The sequence below is a fragment of the Kothea flammea genome, assembly GCF_052161645.1.
Classification (GTDB): Bacteria; Planctomycetota; Planctomycetia; order Pirellulales; family Pirellulaceae; genus Laterigemmans.
Genome location: NZ_CP197414.1, coordinates 4,137,076 through 4,158,141 on the forward strand (window position 1 = coordinate 4,137,076; position 21,066 = coordinate 4,158,141).

At 58.2% G+C, this 21,066-nt stretch carries 13 protein-coding genes; 4 read left to right on the forward strand and 9 right to left on the reverse strand.

Annotation, left to right across the window (positions count from 1 at the left end):
* The first annotated feature begins 77 nt into the window (after positions 1 to 77).
* Positions 78 to 3,383: a DUF7133 domain-containing protein gene (locus SH139x_RS15650; protein ID WP_488350712.1), complete on the forward strand. Its 3,306-nt coding sequence runs from the start codon at positions 78 to 80 to the stop codon at positions 3,381 to 3,383.
* A 20-nt stretch (positions 3,384 to 3,403) separates the two neighbouring features.
* Here the strand turns inward: SH139x_RS15650 and SH139x_RS15655 are convergent, their stop codons facing one another.
* The 6 genes from SH139x_RS15655 to SH139x_RS15680 all read right to left on the reverse strand — a co-directional run bounded on the left by SH139x_RS15655 (position 3,404) and on the right by SH139x_RS15680 (position 11,865).
* The gene (locus tag SH139x_RS15655) at positions 3,404 to 3,619 is read right to left on the reverse strand and encodes a FeoB-associated Cys-rich membrane protein (protein WP_488350713.1); all 216 of its coding nucleotides are present in this window, start codon (positions 3,617 to 3,619) and stop codon (positions 3,404 to 3,406) included.
* Complete coding sequence (feoB, locus tag SH139x_RS15660) at positions 3,616 to 5,895, reverse strand: ferrous iron transport protein B (RefSeq protein ID WP_488350714.1); 2,280 nt, start codon at positions 5,893 to 5,895, stop codon at positions 3,616 to 3,618. The genes SH139x_RS15655 and feoB overlap by 4 nt, the downstream gene beginning before the upstream one ends.
* 10 nt (positions 5,896 to 5,905) lie before the next feature.
* Positions 5,906 to 6,136: a FeoA family protein gene (locus SH139x_RS15665; protein ID WP_488350715.1), complete on the reverse strand. Its 231-nt coding sequence runs from the start codon at positions 6,134 to 6,136 to the stop codon at positions 5,906 to 5,908.
* A 132-nt stretch (positions 6,137 to 6,268) separates the two neighbouring features.
* Positions 6,269 to 9,253, reverse strand: a complete 2,985-nt coding sequence (locus SH139x_RS15670) for an Hsp70 family protein (RefSeq protein WP_488350716.1) — start codon at positions 9,251 to 9,253, stop codon at positions 6,269 to 6,271.
* Positions 9,250 to 11,091 carry an Hsp70 family protein gene (locus SH139x_RS15675; protein ID WP_488350717.1) on the reverse strand — a complete coding sequence of 614 codons (1,842 nt, stop codon included), beginning with the start codon at positions 11,089 to 11,091 and terminating at the stop codon, positions 9,250 to 9,252. The genes SH139x_RS15670 and SH139x_RS15675 overlap by 4 nt, the downstream gene beginning before the upstream one ends.
* A 180-nt stretch (positions 11,092 to 11,271) precedes the next feature.
* Positions 11,272 to 11,865, reverse strand: a complete 594-nt coding sequence (locus SH139x_RS15680; RefSeq protein WP_488350718.1) for a DUF2760 domain-containing protein — start codon at positions 11,863 to 11,865, stop codon at positions 11,272 to 11,274.
* 226 nt (positions 11,866 to 12,091) lie between these two features.
* Between SH139x_RS15680 and SH139x_RS15685 the strand changes: the two genes are divergently transcribed.
* Positions 12,092 to 13,060 carry a DUF6655 family protein gene (locus SH139x_RS15685; RefSeq protein ID WP_488350719.1) on the forward strand — a complete coding sequence of 323 codons (969 nt, stop codon included), beginning with the start codon at positions 12,092 to 12,094 and terminating at the stop codon, positions 13,058 to 13,060.
* A 370-nt stretch (positions 13,061 to 13,430) separates the two neighbouring features.
* Here the strand turns inward: SH139x_RS15685 and SH139x_RS15690 are convergent, their stop codons facing one another.
* Complete coding sequence (locus SH139x_RS15690) at positions 13,431 to 14,384, reverse strand: lysylphosphatidylglycerol synthase transmembrane domain-containing protein (RefSeq protein WP_488350720.1); 954 nt, start codon at positions 14,382 to 14,384, stop codon at positions 13,431 to 13,433.
* Positions 14,385 to 14,719: 335 nt separating this feature from the next.
* Here SH139x_RS15690 and lpdA point away from each other — a divergent pair, with 335 nt between their 5' ends.
* Both lpdA and SH139x_RS15700 read left to right on the forward strand, forming a co-directional pair.
* Positions 14,720 to 16,126 carry a dihydrolipoyl dehydrogenase gene (gene lpdA / locus SH139x_RS15695; protein ID WP_488350721.1) on the forward strand — a complete coding sequence of 469 codons (1,407 nt, stop codon included), beginning with the start codon at positions 14,720 to 14,722 and terminating at the stop codon, positions 16,124 to 16,126.
* 124 nt (positions 16,127 to 16,250) lie between these two features.
* A complete protein-coding gene (locus SH139x_RS15700) occupies positions 16,251 to 18,641 on the forward strand; it encodes a S9 family peptidase (RefSeq protein ID WP_488350722.1) in 2,391 nt (796 codons plus the stop codon).
* 179 nt (positions 18,642 to 18,820) lie between these two features.
* Here SH139x_RS15700 and SH139x_RS15705 read toward each other — a convergent pair whose 3' ends face one another.
* Positions 18,821 to 19,786 (reverse strand): lysophospholipid acyltransferase family protein, encoded by a 966-nt coding sequence (locus tag SH139x_RS15705; protein ID WP_488350723.1) that lies wholly within the window; start codon positions 19,784 to 19,786, stop codon positions 18,821 to 18,823.
* A gap of 83 nt (positions 19,787 to 19,869) precedes the next feature.
* A complete protein-coding gene (locus SH139x_RS15710) occupies positions 19,870 to 20,937 on the reverse strand; it encodes an alpha/beta fold hydrolase (RefSeq protein WP_488356028.1) in 1,068 nt (355 codons plus the stop codon).
* Positions 20,938 to 21,066 lie beyond the last annotated feature (129 nt).

Consider the following 21,066-nt stretch of genomic DNA (forward strand, 5'->3'; position numbering starts at 1 on the left):
GGAATTGTTTTAGAATATCTGCAGCGACCATGGCTCCCCCCTTTCTTTTCCGTCTCCTAAAGTTGACCGGCGCGACAATGCGATCTTTCCTCACCGTGACGCTGCCCTGGGTGATGCTGACTTGGATGACCGCTTGCTGCTTAGTGGCTGGCGATCCGCGAGCGTTCGCTCAGACTTCCAGCAACCCAAACCAAAACCCAACCCCAGCACGGTTTTCGACGACCCCGACAAAGTCCGTTGAAATCGAAGGGATTCCGTTTACGTTGCCAAGCTCCTTGCAGTTGACCAAAGTGGCGGGCGAGCCTTTGATTCGCTGGCCAGTCGTTGCCGACTGGGATTCAGCCGGGCGGCTGGTGGTGGTCGAATCGGGCGGTGTGGGGCGACCCATCGCCGAACACAACCGACAACAATTGCACCGCGTCGTCAGACTCAGCGACCAAGATGGCGACGGACGCTTTGATACTCGCCAAGTGGCTGCGGAGCAATTACCGTTCACGGCCGGTATCTTGGCGATCGATAACGTCTTACTCGTCTCCGCACCGCCGCAAATTCTCAAGCTGACCGACCAAGACGGCGATGGAGTTTGCGAGTCCCGTGAAGTTTGGTTTGACGGCAAAACAATCACCGGATGCGCCAACGATTTACACGGTCCCTACCTCGGTCGCGATGGCTGGATCTATTGGTGCAAAGGAGCTTTTGCCGAGCAAACTCACCCGCTCCTCACCGGCGGTCAACTGGTCAGCTCAGCGGCTCATATCTTCCGCCGCCGATTAAATGGCGGTGCTTTGGAGGTGGTGGTCACGGGCGGGATGGATAACCCCACGGAAGTCGCTTTCTTGCCCTCGGGTGAAGGTTTCTTTACCAGCACATTCCTGCGACATCCAGGCAACGGACTCCGCGACGGGATTGCTCACATTGTCCATGGTGGGTTGTATGGCAAAGAACATGGCGTGCTTGATGGCCACTTGCGAACCGGCGATTTGATGCCCATCACAATTCAACTAGGCGCGGCAGCTCCGAGTGGTTTGACCTATCTAGAATCAACCGCGCTAACTGACCAACTCTTTCCGCCGAACAGTCCAGTCTTGGCTGCCGCCCTCTTTAATCTTCACCAAGTCACGTTTCATCATCTGACACCCGCAGGGGCCGGTTTTCATTCGCAAAATCTGGTCGCTTTGGCTTCGCAACGCGTCGATTTTCATCCCACCGATGTGCTGGAGGATGGCCAAGGTGGTTTGATCGTGCTCGATACCGGCGGTTGGTACGATCTGTGTTGTCCCAGCTCGCGAGTGGATCAAAAAACTGCGGCAGGTGGAATTTATCGATTGAGCCCACTGAGTAATCCAAACTCGGCCGCAAACTCGTCGCTGCCCAACGCGACAATCTCCCAGCGGTCGGCCGAGCTGGCGACCAGCGACGATGTTCACGAGTTAATTCAGCTGGCCGCTGAACCACATCCGATCATCAGCCGCCAAGCCATGAATCGCCTGCAACAACTTGGTGACCTCGCTTCGCCAACGCTGATCCGTTTAGCCCAAGACAGTGCCACCGAACTAAGGTTACGAACGACTTGCGTGTGGGTTCTGTGCCAAATCGAAACTCCTGACGCCCTTACGGGCTTAAGCGAGTTATTGGCCCAGCCCCAGCTTCCCAGCGAGACGCTCACGGCAACGGCTCACACACTCGGCCTACACCGCTTCCAGCCAGCCGAGGTGAATCTTTGCGAGCAGCTGACCATGACCGAAAGCGGCGTTGCCCAAGCTGCGATCGCTACCGCACTGGGCCGCCTTAAACACTCGCCGCAAACCTCACAAGTCGTCGTGGCCTTGTTGGATACGCTGGCCGCTGCCCAACATGACCGCGCGCTCGAGCACGCTTTGCTGTTGGCTCTATTGCAGCGCGCCAAACAGCCGCCAACGGAAGCGGATCGGTTCGTGCGATATTTGCAAAGTGGGCAACCGCATGAAGTCCGCGCCGCGTTATTTGTCTTGCAGCAAGTGCGGCCGGAAGCATTGCAGCTGGCCACACTATTGCAGTTGCTATCAACCGCGCAAGATGACGTCAAACACTCAATCTTAGCAATTCTCGCCAGCGAAAATCAACGACCGCTCCGCGCCGCCGACCAATTGGCACTCAAGCAAGCTTGGCAAGCTGCTGTCGGCAATCCACGTCTAGCGACCGGGTTGCAAGCTTGCCTGCGTGGCTGGGGTAACCAGTCGGAAATGCAGACGCTGATCGTCAATTGGCTGGGAGAAATCGAGGGGGATCGAGCGGCCGAAGTGGCAGTAATCATGCAGATTTTGCGGGGCTTTCCCGGTGCTTCCTTACCGGCTGCGTGGCAGCAACCGCTCAGCGATTTATTGGCAAGTTTACCGGCGACAACAGCGGTCGAGCTGGCCAATTGGCTGCGTCCGTTAACGGCTAATCTCGCTACCGACAGCCCGCTATCCAGCAGCTTGTTAGGTTTGGCAAGAGAGCGGATTGACCAGCCACGGTTGGCGTTGCCACTGCTGGCCGCCCTACCGCGTGGGCAACAAATTGAAACCTCAGCACTTGCTCAGGCCGTGCTAGACGCTTTGCTCTCAGAGCCCACTTTCGCGACCGCCGAGCAAGCACCGGCAATCGACCAACCCATGAAAATGGCTGCCTCCGTCTTGCAACGAGTGCGATTGCCCGTGGCTGCTCGCGAACATCTGCTGACTCGCATCGAAGAAATTTCGCCGCTCGATCTGGCGGTGGCGATCGAAGCGTTAGCGGTTGACCCGGCCAATTCACCAACCGACGCTTTAATCGACAAACTAGCGTCACTGCCAACCGCGCGGACCCTGCCGGCGACCACGCTGCGGGCGGCATTTGCCCAACATTCCCCGGAAATCCGCCAGCGTGTCGAAACGCTGATCGACGCTTTACAGACCGCCCCTGCCGACATTGTTGCCAGCGTTAATGACACGTTGTCAAAGTTACCCGCGGGGGATGCCCTCGCTGGGCTGAACGTGTTCCGCAGCGAACGGGCCGCCTGTAGTGCTTGCCATCAACTCGGCTACATCGGCGCAAATATCGGGCCCGACCTCTCCCGCATCGCCACCAGCCGCACGCGGGCACAAATCTTAGAAGCAATCCTCTACCCGAATGCCAGACTCGAACAAAGCTACCAACCCACTCAAATCTTAACCATCGATGGTCGCTTGCTAACCGGTTTGATCCAACATGAGTCAAGTAATCGCATCGACTTGATCACCGGAGCCAATCAAGTCGTGACGCTCGATCCGGCCGATGTTGAAGAACGCTCTCTCAGCGAAGTCTCGATTATGCCTGCAGGTTTGGCAGATCAATTAACGGCTCAAGAATTAGCCGACCTGCTAAAGTTACTGAGCGATTCCTAAGGTTTGGTGATTCTTAAGGTTTATTGCTCAGAGTGCTGCCGCTGCGGTGCGTTTAACTGAATCAGCGGCCGCACTTTTAGTGCCTTACCTGGTTGTTGTTTCATCGTGCAACCAGCACACGAGCTGACTGAACCGCCTTTTTTCAGTCCAGCTCGAATGGTGCGGATTGAGTGCCGCACAACCCACAGGAATGCTAAAGCGACTGCCGCATAGGCAATGATGGTTTGCCAGATCATAGCCGACTCCCCACTTGATACACGACCAATGCGCCAAGGTAGGCCAAACCGGTCATGTAGACAAAAGAGACGATCGGCCATCGCCAGGAATTGGTTTCTCGCTTGATCACCAATAAAGTGCTGACGCATTGCGCGCAAAGGGCAAAAAAGACCATGATCGAAATTGCCACGGGCAGCGTGTAAACGGGACGTCCATCGGGCCACCTGGCGGCTTGCAACGCCTCGATCAGCCCCTCGTCTTCCGTTTCACCACCCAAGCTGTAGATCGTTCCCAGCGTGGCAATGATAACTTCCCGCGCGGGGAAACTGGCGATAGCCCCCACACCGATCTTCCAATCCCAACCGAGCGGCTTAACAACCGGCTCAATCCATTGGCCAGTGCGCCCCAACAAACTAGAGGCCAACAAACGACCGCTCTCCGTGTTGTATTGTTGCTGTAACAACTCAAGTTGTGGTGCCAAGGCCTCTCCAGCTTCAGCAACTTCAGCTTCAACGCGTTCAGCGGAAGACGCTTCAATGCTCGATTCCAGCGTTTCGATTTCTTGCATCAAAGCGAATTGCTGGGAATGATCGCCAGGAAAATAGCCTGCGGCCCAGATCAAAATCGAGGCGCTAAAGATCAGCGTTCCGGCCCGAATCACAAACGCTTTGCATGATTGATAAACGCGTTCCAAAATGACTCGCGGCGACGGCACTTTATATTCGGGCATCTCCAACACAAAAGGTGCTGGCTCGCCTCGCAAAAAAGTCATCTTCAACAACCAAGCCACCGGGATCGCCGCGACGACGCCTACCGCATACATGGCCATTAGCACGAGACCATGCAAGGTCACCCAACCGCTCAGATAAGTCGTCGCGGGGACAAAAGCGGCGATCATTAGCAAATACACAGGCAACCGCGCCGAGCAACTCATCAACGGAGCCACCATAATCGTCGCTAAGCGGTCACGGCGATTCTCGATCACGCGAGTTGCCATCACGCCGGGAACGGCGCACGCGAATGAGCTCATTAAAGGCAAGAAAGATTTGCCGCTGAGACCAAAAATACTCATCACCCGGTCGACCAAGAAAGCCGCCCGGGCCATGTACCCACAATCTTCCAACAGCGCAATGAAGAGAAACAAAAGAGCAATCTGAGGCAAAAAGATCAATACGCCGCCGACTCCGGCAATTGCCCCATCAATGATTAAACTCCGTAAGATGCCAGGCGGGATCACGCTGGCTACCAAGTCGGATAACCAATCCTGACTCGTGGTAAACCACTCCATCGGCCACTGAGCCAACGAGTAGATGGTCTGAAAGACCAAAAACATCATCAACGCGAACAACAGCAATCCGAAAACACGATGCGTGAAGATGGCGTCGAGACGATCTGTCCAACTGGTTTTTTCAGCCTGCGTTTGCTGAATTGTGCCAGCCAATTTGCCAGCCGCCCAGGCGTAACGCGCGTTCGATTCCACCTCGACCATGCTGCCTAATTGATCATTGATCCGCTGACGAGCGGAACGGATCTGGGCGTTGACCTGATCGCCGAAACTGCGCCGCAACCGCGCTTCGGCTTCACCATCGACATCTAACAACGCTCGTTCCAACACGTAGTCGTCAGGAATCGCGGTTGTCTGCTGAGTGTTGGCCTGCTGGCTTGGCGGCAGTTCCAATAGCAGTTGGCGAAATTGATCACGAATGGCGTAAAATTCCGCCGGCAGAGGCCTGGCATGCATTGGTTTTTGCCGGCCAGTTGCCGCCCGCTCAAGAGCCTCGCGCAATGGCTCGATCCCACGTCGTCGAGCGGCCGCGGTGGCCACAACGGGAATCCCCAGCGATTGGGAAAGCCGCTCGATATCAATTTTCTGACCGCGTGACTCGGCGACATCACTCATGTTGATCGCCAACACCACCGGCTTGCCCAGCTCAAGAATCTGGCTGACCAAAAACAGATTCCGCTGCAGCTGCGTGGCGCTGACCACGCACAGAATAGCGTCAATCGGCTCGGTCACCGACGTCTCGCCAGTTAGCACATCGACCGCCACCAACTCATCTGGTGAGCGGGGGGCCAAACTGTACGTCCCCGGCAAATCAATCAATTCGACGGTGGTGTCACCCGAGCGATAGCGGCCGACCTTCTTTTCGATCGTCACGCCCGGATAGTTGCCCGTCCGCGCGTTCATCCCGGCCAAAGCATTGAAGACGGTGCTCTTGCCCGTGTTGGGATTGCCAATCAAGGCGACTCGTAGCACAGCAGCGGGAGCAGCAGGCAGCGTTAAAGATTCAGCCACGTTACTATGCTCAGCCGTCAGGCTGGATGCTGATGCGACGCGCTTCGCCACTGCGGAGTGCTATCCGACAACCGTGGATCAAACACTTGAGCGGGTCGCCGAAAGGCGCTGGACGCATCGCTCGCACGGCCGCGCCGGGAATAAAGCCCATCTCCCGCAGACGAGCGGCAATGCCATCCGCACCATCGATGCGGACAATTCGTCCTTGCGTACCCGGTTTTAGCTGATCTAAAGTCGTCATGGTTCCAATCTCCCTAAGCCGCCTGAGCCAACACCGTTACCTCACTTGCATTGAGATCGAGTCTCAATAACGATAAGCATCACAATTTCTGCGACAATTGTCAAGCGATTGCGGGAAATAATGCGGCGAAAATCAGCGAATCAAGCGAATTCCCAGCGGCAGCGACTCCCCAAATAACGCCGTTTCGTCCTGTGCGGCTAATGAATTTCCCTCGAGTACCTGATGAATATATCGCTCAGGTGCGGCAGTTTGCCGCAGCCAATCGGCTACTTGATGACGCGTTTCCGCTGATAAGTCGCGATAGCGATCGCCGGTGTTTTGAGCGATTTGCATCAGCGCCAATTGCTGCACACCGAGCTGCTCTTGGCTCCCATCGAGCGGCTGGTCGAGCAACCTGGTTACAAGCTGGCTGATGGCGGCCGGTTCGGGGACCGCATTCAACGGCCCATAAACGGGCTGCCTGCTGGCCAAGCGACCAACGGCCCAGATCAGCGCCGGCCGATAAGACTGGCTGCGGCGACGAGCCGATTCGTCCAGCGCCAACTCAGTTAGCTGAGTTTTCGTGTTGGCCGGCAGCCACTCCAGCGAACCGACCATCCGCCACAACTCGGCCGCTTCGTGCGGCTCGAGCTTACCCGCTTTCCCAGCCAGCATCGCCATTTGCGGAGCCAACAACTGGGCCTGCTGGCCACTGGTCAGCCCGCCGGCGATCCGCCGCCAGAGGATCAACGATTCGCTCCGCGACTGCGGGGCGGTAAATGCCAATTTTCCATGCACCGCTCGCCACACCTCGCCGACTCGCCAATCGTCGACCGCCATGCCGTAACCTGGACGCAAACAATAGCCGACCAAGTTTAACCAGCGAGCCTCATGGGCCGCCGATTGCCGCCGCCCACTTTGGGACTCCAGCAACACGCGCCAAATCTCTCGCAGCAGGGAAGGCGGCCAGTTGCCACGATCGAGTTGCGTGGCTGCCCGTAACCGCTGCATCACTTTCCCGGGCGGCAAACGCTCCCCATCCTTCACGGCAACAGCTTTCCCGCCAGCATCTTTCCCGCCTGCATCTTTCGGTAACTTCGTAGGTTCCCCGGCAAAAGCGGCTCGAATCACCTGTTCGCAAGCTTCCGTCGTTTCGCTGTCGACGATCCCGGCCGCTTCGCCTTCGCCGCGGTGCTGCTCGCGGTCGGTCTCCAGAGTGGCCCGGATGTCAAACTCCAGCCGCCAGCGTTTCCCGCTGTTGGCGTCGACACAATACAATCCTAGCGTACCGATCTCCGATAGCTCCGTCTGAATTCGCACGGCGATCGACTGCGCTTGCCGCCGACTTCCTCGCGACAACACGGTGCGGATCGGCGGTAGCGGCGAGAGCACCGTGGAGTCGATGTCGATCAATTGCCCGGCGGTATCGGCCAGTCGCGTGCTGCTGACCCAGAGGGGAAACTGCACCGGAGTGCCCACTTCCAATTGCAACTCGGTGGTTGGCGAATACGTTTGTCCCGCTTCGGCACTGGCCGGAATCAAGCACATGGCTCGCGGCGGCGACTCACTGACTTGCATGTAATAAGATCGTCCTAAGTTGGCTGCAATTCGCACTCCTTGGCCCCGACGCACCATGCCGTAGTAGGCGGCACCGTGCGCTACGGCCAAATCGAGCCGATTCGCTTCCAAGACTTGTGGACGCCATGATTCGCCAGCGGCTTGCGACCGGACAGCACTTTGCGACTCGTTAGCACTTTGCGACTCGCTGAACCAACTGCCAATCGTCTCCACCAACCGATTTCGCAAGCGGGGCGCGTTCATCACGCCGCCGTTGAACAACAGTAGATCGGGGCGGCCGGGTGAGACGCCCCGTTCCTGTGCCGCAGCCAACTCGTCGGCGGAAAGCCCCGCTGCAGCGTGCATCGCCAAGAATTCGGCTAAGTGTTTAGTGATCGCCGGGTCGCTAGCGTAGGGCAAACCGAACTCGCGAAATCCGCTGTGCCCGCTGGTCGGCCGCGCGTCGCTGGGGACTAACGGAAAAAAGCCTTCGACCAGACATTGGTCGATATCGTCGCTGCTGACAGAAATGGTGCGGGCGGCGGCGATCAGCCGCGAACCACTGCCGCTAAGGGTTAGGGAATAGGCCTCCGGGCGTGCTTCAGCGAGCAACGTTTCCTTGGCCAATCGGCAAACTTGAATGAGTCGATCCCAATCGCGGGGCGGCAACGCTTGGTTTCCGCTTTGTTCCGAGGCCGTTTGCGTCAACCGCTGTTCGGCGAAACTGGCCAACGCCAAGTCTAAATTATCGCCCCCCAAAATTAAATGATTGCCAACAGCAACACGATGGAATTGAACACGCTGTCCATGCAGATCGGCATTGGCATCGCTCCCCGCCGGGCGGACACGAATTAGAGTGAAATCGCTGGTCCCGCCACCGATGTCACAGACCAAAATCGTTTGCCCCGGTTTGGCGATATCTTCCCATTGATCGCGATGGTGATCGATCCACGCGTAAAAGGCCGCCTGCGGCTCTTCGATCAAAAAGACGCGGGGCAAGCCGGCCTGTTTGGCAGCCGCCACGGTCAACTCCCGCGCGACTTCATCGAACGAAGCGGGCAGCGTAATCACAACATCTTGCTGGGCCAACGGGGCTGCCGGGAAGGCATGATCCCAGACGCGGCGGATGTGGCTCAAGTACTCAGCCGAGGCGGCCACCGGCGACATCCGCTGGACATCGGCATCGCCATGCCAGGGCAACAGATCGGCAGAGCGATCGACACCATCATGCGACAACCAGCTTTTCGCCGAAGCAATTCGCCTGCCCGGTCGCTGCATCCCCGCGTCGCGAGCCAGCACGCCGGCGACATGCTCGGCAGGCTCCGACTCCCAGGGCAATCCTTGCCCGCAAGCTTGACGCTCCTCGGCTGTCAATTGATACAAAAACGACGGCAATGTCTGGCGATGCTCTATCTGCCCCCAATCGGTCCACTGAGGCAACTCAAGAATTTCAACTCGCCAAGCCGGCTCACTCGAATCGACAAAGGCCACCGCGCAATTGGTGGTGCCTAAATCGATGCCGACAAGATAGCGAGGCGGGGCCTGATCATCAGGATCCGAGGGCCTGGAGGCATCATTCACGACTGCCCGGCTCCACGGTCATCACGGGTGTTGAATTCCATTTTCCAGCGTTCATCGCCACGCGTACTTTGACAATACAACTCAAACACTCCCAACTCGGTGACGCGACTCTGAAATCGCACCGGTAAAAAAGGTTCCTCGCCAGCCGACTCGGAATCGAGCGTGGTTTGGATCGGATCGCTCTCCACCAATTCATCCGGCGACCACCGATCGAGCCTAGTACCGGGCACATCTTGGCGACGGACGGTGGACGAAAAGAAACGGAACTGCGCGGGGCGTCCGACCACGATGCCAACTTCTTGACTGGGTACTTCCGCCGCGGTCCCCTCTTCCATGCCTTGCGGAGCGACGCACAGTGCTCGCAGCGGCCGCGGCGCACCGGGGATCGCCAGCCCAGCGGTTTCGATCCCGATGTAATAACTGCGAGCGGTGCCTCCCCGAATGCGAATCCCGCCGTGCTGTTTCGACCAGCCGTAGAAAGCCGCTCCAAGAGCTACCGAATGGTCCAAATCCTCCGGCCCTCCCAACACGCGAGGTCGCGTCCCTTGCGACCACAACTCGATCAACTCGCTGACTTTATCTCGCAAAATAGCCGCGCGAAAAACACCCCCGTTGAACAGCAAATGCGACGGCACCGGTTGGTTCGATGAATCTTCGGACCCGCTAACCTGCTCGCCACTTTGCTCGCCAGCTCGCCGCCGATGGGCAGCCAGGAAGGCGGCCAGATGGCGAGTCACGGCCGGGTCCGACTCATAGGGCAAACCGATATCTTGGAACCCCGAAGCCACGTTCGCTTGCGGTTTCGCCTCAGCTTCGCAAGCGGGAAAGAAGCCTTCCAGAAACATCGAAACGACGGTTGACGCGGACAATTCGGTCGAAATCGTGCCGCCAATCAAACGACTGCCGCGACCGAGCACTGAAACGGTTGTGGAAGACGGTCCACCGGGAGCCAACAACTGTTCCTTCGCGGTGCGGCAGGCGTGCCACAGGGCGACGTTCTGCCAAGGATCGAGCGAGTGACCTTCCGCCGCTAATTGGCCGGCCACGAGGTGAGCCAGCGCCAAGTCCATGTTATCGCCGCCGACCAGCAAGTGGTTCCCGACCGCTTGACGTTGCAGCTCGACATTGCCGGCAACCTCATCCAAGCGGATCAGCGTCAAGTCGGTGGTGCCACCACCCACGTCGACGACCAGCAAGGAATCGCCCCGCCCCAGCTCTTCGCGCCAATCTTCATGACGTTCTCGCAGCCAACGATAGACGGCCGCTTGGGGCTCCTCCAACAACACCATCTCGTCGGGCAAACCGGCTCGCCGAGCCGCTTCGCTGGTCAAATCGCGGGCGGCCGGGTCAAACGAAGCGGGAACGGTCAACACCACGCGTTGGTCGGCCAGCGGGGCATCGGGAAAGGCATGATTCCAAGCGGCGACCAAATGTTGCAAATAAGCCTCCGTGGCGGTCAATGGCGAAATCTTGCCGATTTCATCGGGCGCTTCCCAAGGCAAAATCGGCTCACGACGATCGACCCCGTGGTGGGCAAGCCAGCTTTTTGCCCCCGCCACGACTCGCTGTGGCTGCTCGGCCGCTCTCTGCCGCGCCAATTCCCCCACCACCCACGACGGCGGCTCGGCTTGCCAAGGCAGCTGAAAAGCAGCCCGTTCATGTTCGGCCGCAAGGTACAGAAACGAAGGCAACGACTGGCGGGACTCCACTTGCCCAGCCGCGACCACTTGAGGAATCTCCAACAACTGCAACTCGGGCAGCTCGGCGGTCAATTCGGCGTAGGCAACAACCGAGTTGGTAGTGCCCAAGTCGATGCCGATTGTATAACGTGAATCCATGAGGCGGAGGCTAGCTGGGATGGTGTGGGGGGGCGAATCGGAAGACTCGTGTGCGGACCGATCGACTTCACGAAACTGGTTTGAAAGATATTTGTTTTGACAACATTTGTTGTCACGATATTTGTTCGCACAACATTTGATCGCACGCTGATCGAAAGTGATTCACGATCGCGGCGTTGCTCAGGCTTGTACTTGAGCTGGCGCGACGACGAGCGCATCATTCGCAGGTCCCGTCCACTGGGCCAGTTCACATTGTTTGGCCAGCCAGCCGGCATGCACAAGCGTACCAGTGCTAGCCGCTCCACTGGAAGGCTTCCCCGCGGCCGCTTGGTTTGCCCCACTGGTCCCGCTATCGCCAAGCCACTGGTATCGCAGGGGCGAAGGATTTTCTGGAATTTCCACGACTTGCCCCTCGGGAGTCGCCACCAACGGGGTCAAAGCGAACACCCTTTGCAATGTTTGCTGGCATTGCTGCAAGCAGGGGCGAGCGGCGGCACCAACTTGCGCGTCCGAAAACTGCTCAAGCGGCTCTTGGACGAGATCCACCAGCCTCGATTCGCGTTGCAACATCGCCAGTAAAGTGACCGCCTCGCTGCGAGGACTCGCCACAGCCGCAGCTGCTGGCTTACCAGGGCCTCCTAATCCACCCTTTTTATCAACTGGCGGGGGTAATTCGCCGGCGGTGGGGCGATCGAGTACTGCTTGGATAGCGGCTGAGGTATCGCGATTGCCGAGAGCGGCGAAAAACGCGCGAAAAGCGGTTCCGAGGGACATAGCAATGTGGTGAACGGGGTAAAGCGAGCTGGTCACGACCGGCCCACAGGACGAATAAACGGGTCTGTAACTTAGACAGCTTTACGTTGATTTGCGGCAAGTCAACCGGGAATTGATCTTGGAAGTTGGTTGGGCCTACGTTTACCCTTGGCCAGCCGATTCCGTTGGCTAGCCAGGCCGCCAACAGCCGGCGAGCCTCCTTCCGAAACTTTCCTCCCCACCTTTCATGAACAAATTGGTCCTCCCCGAAACTCCTCACCATCTCGGCCGAGAGCGAGTTGTTCGCTGGCGGCTTGCCGTGGGCGGGGCAATTGTGGGAGCCGTTCGGGGCGGCGAGCCCCGTCGTTTTATGTGGCGGGGCCTGCTGCTAGTCGTTTTCGCGAGCATCGCGGGGGGGTGTGGCACGACCAAGAGTTTCGAGGCAACCGAACAATTGCTGCTCTCCGACGCGGTGGATGATAGCATCGCGGCGATCGATTTTCGTCCGCTCGGCGGGAACAAGGTTTTTCTGGATACTCAATATATCAAGACAGTCAAAGGCCCGGGGTTCGTCAACGCCGATTACGTGACCAGCGCGTTGCGGCAACAAGTCTTGGCTGCTGGGTGCTTGCTGCAAGACAGCGCGGAAGCCGCCGACATCATCATTGAAGCACGCGTCGGCACTTTGGGTTCCGATTCATTCCAAGTCACTTATGGAATTCCAGCCAATTCGGCACTTTCATCGGCCGCCCAGGCGCTACCCACTTTACCGCCCATTCCGGTCTTGCCGGAACTGAGCCTGGCGCGACGCGAAGCGCGCGAAGGAGCCGCCAAGGTGGCCGCCTTTGCTTACCACCGGGAGACGCGTCAGCCGATTTGGCAATCGGGCGTGGCCCGTTCTTCCACGACCGCTCGTGACACCTACATCATGGGTGTGGGGCCGCTACAGTCGGGCTCGGTGCGAGGAAAAACGCGATTGATCGGTGCCGGGTTTGAGTTCGGCGAGACGACGGTCGAGGGCGCCACGCCGAGCAGCATGTTTGAACGACCGCCGGTTAACTACAACGCCCAAGTCCGCTACCAGAACGGCGTGCCCATTTTAGGTCCCAGGTTGGCTGAGCAGTCGACGCCAACAGCAGACACGCCAGCGGAATCAGACATTAAGCCTGCCGCCGAACCGGCCGTCCGGGTCGCAGAAAAACCAGAACAGCCGTAATTTCAGGGGAAGCTGAGATTCAGGGCAGCTCTGGCTCCCGCAGCCCTTGACTCAGGACGGGCTCATCGCCGCTTCGAGCCGGAGTCCTCATAGACCACGTTGCTCCTCCCGCCCATGTTAGGCGTGGATGCGCGTCACGTCGGAGTCGCTCGATCTTCGCGATTCGTGGCCGTCTGTTCGGCTCCTAATTTTGCGATTGCAATAATGCGAACGAAGCACGCCGCCGTAACCACGCGCTTGGTTCACGGTGTCAGAATCGAATCGCAAATCGCATACCCAGGGCAACACACACCAAAGACGGGCAACCGCCAAGGAGCCAGCTACAGCTACCGGCCAGCTACCGCTACCGGCGGGCAACTTGCGGGCGAGCTCAATGCTGATTGGCCATTCGCTGGAAGGCAAAATGCTGGCGGCGCCGCGAGATTTCGTAACCGGCCAACAGCACCAGGGCGACGATCAACGGCAACACATAATACAGCAACCGAAAAATCAATAGCGAACCGATCACCGCGTTACCGACATCGTTGGCCAGTAGTTTTAGCAGGATCAGTTCCAGCACCACCAAACCGCCCGGTATTTGACTGACTAGCGAAGCGGTTAAGCCGGTCAGAAAAGCGGCCAAGACCAAGGCAAACGGCACGACAACATCGCCGGGTAAGACTAGATACAAAGCGATCGCCGAGATGGTCAAATCCAAAATCGCGACCGCAGCCTGCAGCACCATTAAATCGAAAGCCGGCGGTTGCAGCTGGAGCCCAGAGATTGGCAGCGGGCGTCGCCAAGCGTAACAAATGATCGCGTACAGAACGCCGCCCGACAGCAAGATCGCGCCGAGGGCCTGCGTTGAAAGTGGCAATTTAACCTCCGGAGGCAAGGGGATCGGCACAAACAGCAAGACCGTTCCACCCAGCCAGAAAATACCACTCCAAAAAGTCATCCCCAGCAGCACTACGATCGCCATAATCTGCTTGGGCTTTAGCCCCCACTGCGTATAGAGCCGAAAGCGGAGCGGAGTGGCCGCGATCAACGTCCCCAGATTGTTGCCCAACGCGTAACCGAGAAATCCAACCAAAGCAACGCGTCGCAGCGGCAGTGAGCGTTTGACATATCGCAGTGCCAGCATATCGTAGGTCGTCAACAGACAGTAATTCAAAGCCACCATGAGTGCCGCGAAAGCCAGGTAGAGCGGCGGAACTCCGGTGACTCCGGCAACGAAATCGTCCCATTCGATCTTTTGCAAGTCGCGAACCAGCAGCACAATGGCGGCTGAAAACAACAGCAACGCCAAGATTGGCCCAATGGCGGAACGAAGTTGACGAATCAAGAGGCCGTTGGGGAGCAAGCGGGGGAAGCGACAGCGAAAATCTGCTGCAAACGAGGCTCGAACTCCGGCGGTCCGCGCTCCTCGGTTTTCGTTATAACTGATCGGCAAGCCAACGTTGAGGGGGACAGCGGGTGTTTCCCAGCCGGCCAGGCAAACCGTCCCTACTGATCAGGCAAACCGGTAGGGAAAAAGGAATAAGTTCGTTTTCTAGCTAATCCAGTCGGCTCCCGGTGTTCGCCGAGCGACCGGCAATCTACACTTTTCAGACCACGGGTGGGCCCCAGTTTGTTCCCTCCCATTTTTGTATGCACCTTTACGAATTGCATCGATCAACCATGAAGACCGCTCGCCACGATCTGGTTGTTTTGGGTGGTGGACCTGCTGGCTACGTCGCCGCGATCCGCGCCGCTCAATTAGGAATGAACACAGCAGTTATCGAAGAGAATGCTCGCTTCGGGGGGACCTGCGTCCGCGTCGGTTGTATCCCCAGCAAAGCGTTGCTCGAATCGAGCCACCTTTACCACGAAGCCAAAGAGCGATTCAGCGAGCATGGCCTGATGGTCGGCGATCTGCAGCTGGACTTGAACCGCATGCAGCAGCGTAAAGACGAGATCGTCGCCGGGCTGACTGGCGGTATCGACATGCTGTTCAAAAAACACAAAATCACCGCCTACCACGGACGGGGGCGGATGCGCGACGTGGAGTCGATCGCGCTCGAACCGACGGTTGATCCCACGGTTGAACCAATGCTGATCCAGGGGGATCGCATTTTGCTTTCCCTCGGCAGTCGGCCCGCCCGCTTGCGCGGTGTCGAAGAGGATGGCCAGCGGATTGGCAACAGCACCATGGCACTCTCGTTCCCCGAGGTTCCCAAACGACTGGTGGTGATCGGCGGAGGCTACATCGGCTTGGAGATGGGCAGCGTCTGGAATCGCCTCGGCAGCGAAGTCATTACGCTCGAGGCGCTCGATCGCATCTTGCCCGGGATGGATAACGAAATTGCCAAGATCGCTCATCGCACCTTTGGCAAACAGGGCATCGAGTTCCGCACCAGCACCTTCGTCGAATCTGCCAAAGTGGTCGGTGATATGTGCGAAGTCAAAATCAAAGATGGCGAAACGCTGACCGCCGATCGCGTGCTGGTCGCCACCGGTCGCGTACCGGCAACATTCGAAGCGGGCTTGGAAGATGTCGGGTTGAACCTCGATCGTCGTGGATTCATCCAAGTCGATCAGAACTATCACACTTCCACCGGTAACATCTACGCCATCGGGGATTGCATCGGCGGCATGATGTTGGCACACAAAGCGATGGAAGAAGGAATCGTCTGTGTCGAACGCATGCATGGCATCCACAGCCATGTCAATTACGACGTGATTCCCGCGATCGTTTATACCCATCCGGAGATCGCCAGCGTCGGACGCACCGAAGAGCAGTTGCAAGAAGCGGGCATTGAATATGTCAAAGGTATTTGCCCCTTCGGTGCCAACGGCCGCGCGAAAACTTTGGGCGACTCCGAAGGACGCGTGAAGATTTTGGCTGATGCCAAAACCGACCGCGTCTTGGGTGTCCACATCATCGGCGTGCGAGCCGGCGACATCATCGCCGAAGCGGCCGCGGCGATGGAATTCGGTGCCAGCAGCGAAGACATCGCCCGCACTTGCCACGCACACCCCACGCTCTCGGAAGCTTTGCACGAGGCGGCGATGGCGGTTGATAAACGAGCCATCCACACCGCATAGTCCGAATTGCCGCTGGCAAGCCTCCGCTATCGGTTCTCCGCTTCGCTGCTAACCTGTCTCGCGTTCATTTGTCTCGCGTTCATTTGTCTCGCTGCTAACTTGCTTTCCAGGAGCCTTCCCGCAGATGCCCACGCAACTCCTTCGCTTGACTTTCTTGCTGGCGACCGTCTGTTCGGCTCCAGCTTGGTTGGCTCCGGCTTGCCTCACCGCGCAAGAATCAACAGCCGGGCAAGAATCGAATGCCGAGCAGAAAACGGAACCGGTGGAGACTCCGCCGCTGTCTGTTGAATCACTGTTTCATCCCGACGACCGATTTAATTACTTTGCTCCTGCGCCACCCGCCACCCGCTGGCTCGAGAACTCTTCGCTGGCAATCCGCCAGGGAACCGAATGGGAAGTTTGGGATCCTAAAACCGGCGACAAGCAACCCTGGGCTTGGCCCCAGCAGGCCCGCCAGGAACTGGGGAAACTACAAGGCTTTTCCGACCGTGCACTCGAAGCTGCGGCAACAAATCTGACCAGCCAAGCGGAGCATCTCGATGACCCGGTGATGGTGCGGATCGGCCCCGCGATCGCGGTCGTCGGTGGTGGCGAGCCGCCGCGACTGGTGAGCCGCGATGCACGCGGTTGGCAAACCCCCGAACTCAGTCCCGACGGTTCGGCGATCGCCTACGTTCGCGACAACGATCTCTACGTCATCAAAGTTGACAGCGGCGAAATCTTGCGACTCACTCAAGATGGTTCGGAGACGTTGCTGTCGGGGCGTTTGGACTGGACCTATCAAGAAGAGATTTACGGCCGGGGCAACTTCAAAGGTTACTGGTGGAGTCCCGATAGCCGCCACGTCGCCTTTTTGAAAATTGATATTTCCCAAGTGCTGGAGTTTACCCTCACCCGCGGCTCCACGCCCCGCGGTGAAGCACTGGTGGCCCGCTATCCCAAAGCTGGTGATCCGATCCCTTTGGCTTCGCTGTTGATCGTCAATACCGACTCGCTGCAAACAACGGTCATTCATGAGCCGACAGGCTCCGAAGCTGAAACGTTGGTGGTGCGTGTGACTTGGCGGCCCGACGGGCGGCGGCTGACCTATCAAATCCAAAATCGCATTCAAACTTGGCTCGAACTCCGCGAGTCCGATTTTGCCGGCAGCAAACCTCGCGTCTTGCTTCGCGAAGAAGGGCCGGCTTGGATTGAAATCTTAGGCGAACCGAGGTGGCTGCCGGGGGGCGAGTTTCTCTGGCTCAGCGACCTGCCAGCAGGACGCAGACACGTTTGGCGAGTATCCGAGGACGGCTCGCGACGCATTCCGATCACCGCGGGAGACTGGGATGTCCGCGACATCGTCCGCGTGGTCGCCGACGATCGTGATCTGTTTGTGGTCGGCAATCGCGACGGCGGGATCCGCGACCAACATCTTTACCGGGTTCGCTGGACGCTCGGTTCCGATCCCGCCGCTCAAGTCGAAGCTTTGACCACGCGTGAAGGCTGGCACGCTCCGGAAGTATCTCCCAATGGCCGCTGGTTCACCGACACCTTCAGCACGCTGACTACCGAACCGGCCAAGCGTCTGCTGGAGATCGACGGCTCACTCTCCATGCCGCTGGTCAATGAAGAAGAAACGTCGCCGGCTGCCTGGAAATCCATGCCCCTCTCTTCACCCCAGTGGCTCGACATTACCACCGAGGATGGTGTTGCCTTACCAGCATACATCATCCCCCCTTGGAATCTCGATCAGCGATCTGGCAACAAACAGTATCCCGTGTTGGTTTACACTTACGGTGGCCCGCAAGCGGCCTCGGCCGTGAATCGCTGGGGCGGGCGAAATTATCTCTACCACCAGTTGCTGGCCAAACTGGGAATCGGCGTGATGGTTGTCGACAATCGCAGCAGCGGGGGCCGTGGCATCGCCGACACTTGGACCGTTCACCGGCGAATGGGAGTGCAAGAGTTGAGCGATCTGCTAGTCGCCGTCGCGGCGCTCAAACAACTTCCCTGGGTTGCCGACGATCGCGTTGCCATGCGCGGCTGGAGCTTCGGCGGCTACTACACAGCCTACGCGATGACGCACAGCACCGAGTTTGCCGCCGGAATCGCCGGTGGCAGCGTCACCGATTGGCGCAACTACGACGCCTTCTACACTGAACGCTACATGGATACCCCGCAAGCGAACGAAGCGGGTTATGAGCAGACTAGCGTGCTTGCCGATGCCAAGAACTTACACGGTCGCATCTTACTGGTGCACGGCGAAGTCGATGACAACGTCCATCCCGGCAACACCCTTCAATTGATCGCCGCCCTACAAAAGGCTGGCAAGCAATTCGACGTGATGTTCTATCCCAACGCGGCTCATGGCGTCCGCGAATCACGGCAGATGTTCCACCTCTATCGGTTAATGACCGACTTCCTGGTCCGCGAACTGAAACCTCACCTTGAAACCACGCCCCGCACCCAACAAGCTGTCGAGTTCACGCCAACGCCCGCCGCGACGACAAACGAAACCGGTGTGGATCAGTAGCCGCGGTTCCCGTTAGCCGCAATGGCGCTAGCCGCGGTTCCCGTTTTGACCCAAACAAAACCCGCCCAACGAAACGGTGGCTAGCGCCAAAACCGCTAACTCGGACCGATTCACCCGCTCAACAAAACTGTAGCTAGCGCCAAAAGCGCTAACCCGACCGATTCGGCTGGGCAGCTAAATCACGCCGCTTTGCTATCAGCCGCTTTCGACACCGCCGCCTGTGTTTTCCGCACACGCTGCGGTTTTTCTCGCCAGCGACGATGGACCCACCAATATTGCTCCGGGGCTCGGCTGATCGCCTTCCCCAACTTGGCGTTGTACCACTCGGTCAGTTCGCGAACACTCTGGCACTCCGCCGTCTGCTGCTGTGGGTCGGCCACCCCTTCACAACCCAGTTCAAACTGCATCGGTCGTGACTGGCGAATCGTGTAAGCGACAGCCATCGGAGCCCCACCGGAGAGCGTGAACAGGGCTAACGCTTTGTGACAGCTCGCTTGATGACCCAAAAAGTTCGTCCAACAACCCTTGGGCCCGGCATGTTGGTCGGCCAACAAGGAAAGCCGCCCGCCGTTCGCTAAATGACGGTCCACGTCCGCGGCACAACCATGCTTGTCGAGCAACTGCTGGCCCTTGGCTCCGCGAAAATCACTGACAAAACGATGCAGATGTGGGTTATCCAACCGCCGCGCAATGGTCGTGGTGCTGATCCCCATCAAACCGGTTAGATAACCACCCAATTCAAAATTGCCGAAATGCCCCGTCACCAACACGCTAGGGCGACGCGACAACACACAATTCAAAAACATGCTGGGATTTGGACAATGCACGTGTTGCCGCCAATTGCTGCGATGCAACCGCCGAGGAGCCCAGGCAATTTCACAGACCATCAACAGCAGGTGGTACCACATCGCGCGAGCCAACTCACGTCGCTGACCGGAGCTCGCCTCCGGGAACACCCTCTCCAAATTTTCTTTCAGAGTCCGGTTGCGAACTGGCAGGGGCCCGACAAACAACCAGGCGCCTAAGCGACACATCGCGGCCGCCTTCGCCTCCGGCATGACCTGAATCAATGCGATCAAACAACGAACAAAGAGATAAACGCAGCAGTCGACCAGGCCAATTCGCAGTCGTTTCAGATCCACCATCGGTCGGCTCGCATCCTTGCGTTGCTTTAGCAAAATAGACTCGCGCGATTATGCAGAAATTTGCCCCGGGCGGGAAGAGAAACTTACTTGGTCAAACCCAACTGATCACACAGGAACGCAACAGCTTCCCGCTTCAACTCTGGATGAATGAATGTCCACATGTGGCCGGGGCCTTCGAGAGCCACAAATCGACTGGCAACCCCCAACCGCTGGTGCGCCTGAAACAGCCGCTGGCTGCTGGCGATCGGGACAATTAAATCGCGAGTGCCATGGATCATTAACGTTGGTATATCGCCCGCCGAAGCGTGAGTCACCGGCGAAGCCGCCTTGTACAAATGTGGGAATTCACCGCGCGAACCCCCCAAGAAAAAAGCCATCGCGGAACTATCGAGCGGAACCTCCGTAAAATCACATGGCGCGCCCCCCGCGACAATCGCCAGCGGCTTGAGCATCTGCTGCCATCGCTGGTCGTTCTGCTCCCAATTCGTAGTCAGTTTGACGGTTTCCCACTCAGCATCGACCAACGTCCCCAGCATACAGCTCAAATGAGCGCCCGCCGAATATCCCATTAAACCAACCCGTTTGGGGTCAATCTGGTATTGCTCCGCGACGCCGGAGAGCCACACCAATGCCGCCCGCAGATCGTCAACTTGTGCGGGAAACTTGAAATCGGGCGCATGACGGTAATTGATCGAAATCGCCACAATCCCCGCTTCGGCCAGTCCTCGAGCATGTCCGCCAATGGCCCATTTGTCGCCACTGACCCAAGCCCCACCATGAACAACCACCGCTGCCGGACGCAAACGCTCGGGTTCCGCTCCCGAAGCCTTACCCGTCACCTCACCTGCCGGTGCCGCAAGGACCGGCCGGTAGATGTCACACAACAACCGCTCGCCAGCCACCGTGGCAAAGCAGACGTCGCGATCAACCTCGACATCATAAGTTTTCTTTTCTGACGCAATCACGCCAGACAGTTGGGGATCCTCCGCAACGACGGGTCGCCAACTCAACCCGACCACGATTCCCACCGCCACGACGCTGGCTAACGGGAGCGTGCTCTGCCTGACGCCAAAGCGCCGGAGAGCCACCTTGCCAAAGCAACGCTGATGTTGCCAACAGCCCAATAACCGGCTGGAAAACTTAGAAAGCATACTCAAAGAAACGCCTTGTTCGTTAGCTTGTTAATCGCCGCGGATTACTCAAAGGAGATGCATCTATCCGTTTTATCGACATCTGCTTACAACAAAATTATAGCCGGCCAAATTGGCGAGACGATTCTC